This window comes from Bacillus sp. CCB-MMP212 (assembly GCF_022748145.1).
GTDB lineage: Bacteria > Bacillota > Bacilli > Bacillales > Bacillaceae_G > Bacillus_A > Bacillus_A cereus.
Map to the genome: position 1 here is coordinate 44,019 of NZ_JALDQE010000021.1, position 6,000 is coordinate 50,018.

Below are 6,000 nucleotides of genomic sequence, written 5' to 3' on the forward strand. Positions count from 1 at the left end.
AAAACACAATGAAGAATGTTTTATTTTATAAAATAAAAGGTATAAAAATAGAATGCAGTGATTTCACTCACAGTATTTTTTAAAAACATAGTTTATCTTATAAGGGAAGAGTGAGTATGAGAAATTCATTATATTTTACTATTTGGGATGGGTATTCCCTAAATTGGTGGAGTATGATTACCAGTGGGGGGATTCTCTCACTGGTAAAGTTTTTTATCTATAAATTTAATGATATATATGCTACTTATTATCATTCTTACGTAACATTTTGATAAAAAATTAAATGTGAGGTGTGGAAGAATGAAGTTAATTATTCCAAAGCAGCATGGAGCCTGGGGAATGCTGCTTATTCCATTTGTTTTAGGTATTTTAACTGGTAAATGGACATGGTATCATATACCTCTTTTTTTAGCGTGGTTTTTTGTGTATTTAGCTACATATCCTTTATTGATGTATGTAAAACAGCCGCGAAAGAAGTATTATTTATATTATTTTTTTCTTTACTTTGGTGAGGCTTGTATATGTACAGCTATTGCTCTTAGTTATGAATGGCGTATAGTTTACTTTTCTATTATTATGCTCCCGTTTTTTTGTATAAACATTTATTTTTCTAGCAAAAAAAATGAACGAGCCTTATTAAATGATGTATGTGCAATTCTTTTGTTTTGTATAGGGGGCATTATAAGTTATTACTTCACAATGAAAACAGTCGATAAAAATATATTGATAATAGCGACTATAACATTTTTATATTTTATAGGAAGTACGTTTTATGTAAAAACAATGATACGTGAAAAAAAGAATCCAACGTATCGCATTCTGTCATGGTGGTACCATTTATTACTTGTGATTGTTACGCTTATTTTATCACCAACGATTACCATTATTTTTATCCCAAGTTTGATACGGTCTATAGTACTGTATGGAAGAAATATTTCAATCTTAAAAGTGGGGATTTTAGAGAGTATAAATGCTATTTACGTTTTTATTACAACAATAATAGTATTTAAATATTTTGTCTCGTAAAGACTAATAATGATTTATATTGTTTATGTTATATTCGTATATTAATTCGTTTGGATTAATTGTTATATTAATGTTTTCTCCAATCTTGGATGTAGAAAGGAATGTATAAATAATGACTTTTTACCAAAAATTAATGCCGTATTATGATGAAATTTTTCCAGAAAATGAAAAACAATTGAATTTTATTGCTTCATATTTACAAGAGGGGGACTCCGTAATTGATGTAGGTGCGGCAACAGGGAATGTGGCTAATGCATTAGTTGAAAAAGGAATGATTGTAACTGCGATGGAACCAGAGAAGAAAATGGCTGATAAAATTTCTGAGAAGGCTATAACCCATAAGGAAAGACTTTTTGTAAATACACTTAGAATGCAGCAAATAGACGATTTGCCTGGGATATTTGATGGTATTTATTGTATTGGAAATACGTTGGTTCATTTGGACAATGTACAGGAAATTACTGATTTCATTCAACGTTCTTTTAAAAAACTTAAGAAAAATGGAAAGTTCATAGTTCAAATTGTAAACTATGAAAAAGTATTAAATCAAAAAAATTTCATATTTCCAGTAATTAAGAAAGAACATTTCTCATTCAAACGAGATTATGCAATAGAGAGAAACAAGGTGCTATTTACTGTAACATTAAATACAAGTGGTGAAGAATTCTCAAATAGTATAGAGTTATATCCAATTACAAAAAAACAATTACTTCCCATATTAATAGATTGTGGATTTGAGTCAGTAGAAACTTACGCTAATTTTGATAAAAAAATATATTCACTTGATGGTCCGGCATTAGTAATTGTAGCAACAAAATAAATTTTAAAAACACCTGAGTAGAAAGCTGTTACTCAGGTGTTTTTTTATTAATTTTTTAAAATGTGATTCTAGTCCTCTTTTAATTATAAAAAAGTTTATATAATTCAGTGGTAAATCGAATCTAATTGAGGAGGAATTGAGTTATATGGGCAAAGAAATTAAGTTAACTAAAGATATATATTGGGTAGGAAAAGTTGATAATAGAGAAGTTCCATTTCATCGTTTAATCTTAGCAAAAGGAACAACTTATAACGCGTACTTGCTAAAAACGGAAAAACCAACAGTGATTGATACAGTTGATATAGAGTTTGGAAGAGAATTTGTAGAATCATTAAGTAAATTAATTGATCCACAAGAAATTCAGTATATCGTAGTGAATCATACAGAGCCCGACCATTCAGGGGGATTGGCAGCATTAGCATCAAGAGCTACTAATGCAACGATTGTATGTACAGAAATTGCAGTACCAGAAATACAAGAGATGTATAAGCTGCATAATCGAAAGTTTTTAATAGTAAAAGACGGTGATACATTAGATATTGGTGGAAAAACATTGAAATTTAAAGAAACGCCATATCTTCATACTGAAGAAACAATGATTACCTACTGTGTAGAGGATAAAATTTTATTTCCTTGTGATATTTTTAGTACTCATATAGCAAATGACGAGATTTTCAGTGATAAAGCGAATGTAGATATTACGGAAGATTTTATTGGCTATTATAATGCCATTATCCATCCACATAGAAGATATGTAAGAACATTAATAGAAGCTCTAAAAGATTTGGATGTACAAATGATTGCACCATCACATGGCTACATTTTACGTCAGGATATACAGAAGTATATTAAATTATATGCGGATATGAGTAAAGATACGAATCAAGATAAAAAAGTAACAATTGTATATACAACAATTAAAAATAATACAAAAAAAGTAGCAAATATTATTAAAGAAACTTTAGAAGCAGATAATATTCATGTAACAGTATTTAACGCTGATAAATCAAAAAAATTAGAGGTTTTAAAGAGTATCCAAGAAGCAGATGCAGTTTTCATAGGATCTTCAACTAGATATGCAGATATGATTGGTAATTTAGAAGACATTTTAAAAGAAATGACAGAAATGAACCTAGAAGGGAAAATTGCAGCTTCATTCGGTTCATATGGTTGGAGTGGAGAGGCAATTGAGGTGATACAAGATTACCTCAATGAAACAAATATGAATGTACAAAGCACATCAAAAGTTATCAAATCTACAGGTATGACTCATGTTGAATTTCCTATTCGGATTAGATTCTCTCCAAGAGATGAGGGAAAAGTAAAGAAAATCCAACATGCAACAACATTTGTTACAGATTTATTATTGAGTTCTATTTAATAGAAAAATGGAGGTGAAAACATGGAAAAGAATTTTGTTATTATTGGGAGTGGTGTAGCTGCTGTAAATGCCGCTAAAACTATTAGAGAGTATGATAAAGGATCAAATATATTTATTTTTGGTGAAGAGCCATTACTACCTTATAAAAGAATTAAATTATCAAAGGATCTGTATTCAGATTTACACAGTGAAAAAGTGTTAATTAAAAAGAAAAAGTGGTATCAAGATAATCACATATCAGTTTTTATAAATACAAAGGTGGTAAAAATTAATACAGATGAGCAATTTATTGTTACATCCAATGAAGCGGTATTTTCTTATCATAAACTATTAATTTGTACAGGAGCGAATAATAGAAGATTAGAGATGAATGGAATTAATAAAAAAAATATTTTTACTATTAGGGACATGAAAGAAGCAGATGAGCTTAAAGGTCATTTAGAAGACAAAGAAAGTGTTGTGACCATTGGTGGGGGTGTACAAGGGTTAGAAACAGCATGGTCTATTCTGAAAGCTGGTAAAAAGGTATCCATTGTAGAAGTAGCTCCTTTATTAATGAGAAGACAATTAGATACAAAATCTTCGCTTCTCTTGAAACGAAAAATTGAAAAGGAAGGAGTAAAGGTGTATTTAAATACTTCTATTGATTCTATTCTCGGGAAAGAATCTGTAACTGGCATAAAGATGAAAGACAATTCTCAAATTAATTGTGATAGTATTGTTTACTCAATTGGCGTTACTCCGAACACTAAACTTGTACATGATACTGCTATTAAATTAAATAGAGGTATTGTTGTAGATGAGAAGATGAGAACAAATATAGACTCCGTATACGCTGTGGGAGATGTTGCAGAAGTAAATAATGAAATTGAAGGCTTATGGGGGACTGCCTTGGAACAAGGAAGAGTAGCAGGTAGTAATATGGTCTCTAAAACTGCTATTTATAAAAAAGAAATTCCAACTACTATTTTTAACGCATTCAATGTATCTTTATTTTCAATTGGAGTTGTTAATGAAGAGCAATGTGATACAACAATTGTTGAAGAAGATGGTAAGGAGAAGTATACAAGGTTATTTATTAAGGATAATAAAATAGTCGGTGTGATTTCATTAGAAGGAGTTGCTGCATCTATTCCTTACAAATCTGCGATTGAAAAGCATGTATCGTTAGAAGGAATAGATTTATTAAATACAAACATAAGTGAAATAATGAGCAAGTTAAAAGAAAAAATATAAAGCTGTACAAAAAGGAGAGGAAATCATGAAAAAATACATTTGTTTACCATGTGGATATATTTATAACCCAGAGGTAGGGGATCCAGATGAGGATATAGAACCAGGAACAAGTTTCGAAGATTTACCAGAGGACTGGGTTTGTCCTGTGTGCGGAGAAGATAAAAATCATTTTGCACCACTAGATGAATAAGAAGGAAAAAACAATGAGAATACTGCACAGTATTCTCATTGTTTTTTATATTTTTGAATGTGATTCTGGTCACAGAAATATTCTTTAAAAAATTCTATAATAATTTTGTAGCAGATACTTATACCGATTCAGCCATTCTCGGTACACTCTATATGGCCCTGGCGCCACCCTTTCTCCTCAGGGCCATATTTTTCTATGCCATATCAAAATATGTTTATGAGGATAGTGTATATCACTGTCTTCATAAACATATAGTTGTGATTTGGGTTACTGCAATATTTGATAAAAATGTCTATAATAACCTTGAATATCAGTATATTTTTAATTCTATAGTTAAAGTAAGGTGAGAAAATATGGTCGATAATCATAAAAAATCAAGAGAGCTTTGTCCAAGAAAAGTACTAATTTTTAAGACCCTTTCCGAAGAGGAAATTAGTAATATAGCTTCAATGACAAAACATAGGAAGTTTAAAAAGGGCCAGCCATTAATTCTTGAGGGAGATAAATCAGATACATTATTTATTATTAATAGTGGACAAGTAAAGCTATGTACATTAACTCTTCAAGGGAAAGAGCAAATATTGCATATACTAACAAGTGGTGAATCCTTTTGTGAATTAAATATATTTAATTATGATGAAAAAAGTAATTTTAGTGCATATGCTATAGAAGATACTCATATCTGTATGCTAAAAAAAGAAAATATGGATTATATAATGGAACGAAATCCAAGTATTGCATTAAAGTTGTTAAAAGTTGTCACAAAACGTTTAGCTAAGATAGAGAATTTAGTGCAAAATTTAGCTACAAACAATCCTGAAGTTAGAATTGCTCACATACTATTGGAGTTTTGTGATAAATATGGCAAAAGTACTGAGGATGGAATACTTATTAACTTGCCATTGACACGAGAGGAATTGGCAAATTATGCGGGGGTAACAAGAGAGACTATTAGTCGTAAATTGAATAAGTTTGAAAGTTTAGGACTCATGGCCTCTGTTGGAAATAAGAAAATAATAATAAAAAATCAGTTAGCTATTAGAAGACTTATCAGTTTCTGACAAAAGCCCCCTTTCTCAGAATATAAAAGAGGAGTTATTACAAATTAGCAAGTATTTTAATTGTATAAATTCTTAAAATCATTATATATAAGGAAATCACAAAAAAGGAATATGTGTTACCAATCGGTTTAATTGATAAGGTATGGATTTTTTGAGCCACAAAATATCACATGCCTTATAATCAAACGTGAACTACCCGCCACTTAACGTCCTAACGGACTGTTTGAAGTGGGGGCTTCTCGGTTAGTCGTTACTTTTGGTAGCTAACGAATTCGTCCTAAGACAG

The 6,000-nt window shown here is 30.3% G+C and carries 6 protein-coding genes; all 6 read left to right on the top strand.

The window, feature by feature from the left end; genetic code table 11:
* Positions 1 to 300 precede the first annotated feature (300 nt).
* The 6 genes from MRP26_RS29705 to MRP26_RS29730 all read left to right on the top strand — a co-directional run bounded on the left by MRP26_RS29705 (position 301) and on the right by MRP26_RS29730 (position 5,714).
* The gene (locus MRP26_RS29705) at positions 301 to 1,026 is read left to right on the top strand and encodes a YwiC-like family protein (RefSeq protein ID WP_000766863.1); all 726 of its coding nucleotides are present in this window, start codon (positions 301 to 303) and stop codon (positions 1,024 to 1,026) included.
* Between the two features lie 112 nt (positions 1,027 to 1,138).
* Positions 1,139 to 1,846 carry a class I SAM-dependent methyltransferase gene (locus MRP26_RS29710; RefSeq protein ID WP_242807426.1) on the top strand — a complete coding sequence of 236 codons (708 nt, stop codon included), beginning with the start codon at positions 1,139 to 1,141 and terminating at the stop codon, positions 1,844 to 1,846.
* Positions 1,847 to 1,991: 145 nt separating this feature from the next.
* Positions 1,992 to 3,227 (top strand): FprA family A-type flavoprotein, encoded by a 1,236-nt coding sequence (locus MRP26_RS29715; RefSeq protein WP_242807427.1) that lies wholly within the window; start codon positions 1,992 to 1,994, stop codon positions 3,225 to 3,227.
* A 21-nt stretch (positions 3,228 to 3,248) separates the two neighbouring features.
* A complete protein-coding gene (locus MRP26_RS29720) occupies positions 3,249 to 4,463 on the top strand; it encodes an NAD(P)/FAD-dependent oxidoreductase (RefSeq protein ID WP_242807429.1) in 1,215 nt (404 codons plus the stop codon).
* A 25-nt stretch (positions 4,464 to 4,488) separates the two neighbouring features.
* Positions 4,489 to 4,653, top strand: a complete 165-nt coding sequence (rd, locus tag MRP26_RS29725; protein ID WP_000759867.1) for a rubredoxin — start codon at positions 4,489 to 4,491, stop codon at positions 4,651 to 4,653.
* Positions 4,654 to 5,006: 353 nt separating this feature from the next.
* On the top strand, positions 5,007 to 5,714 hold the full coding sequence (locus tag MRP26_RS29730) for a Crp/Fnr family transcriptional regulator (protein WP_016083471.1): 708 nt from the start codon (positions 5,007 to 5,009) through the stop codon (positions 5,712 to 5,714).
* Positions 5,715 to 6,000: the final 286 nt, after the last annotated feature.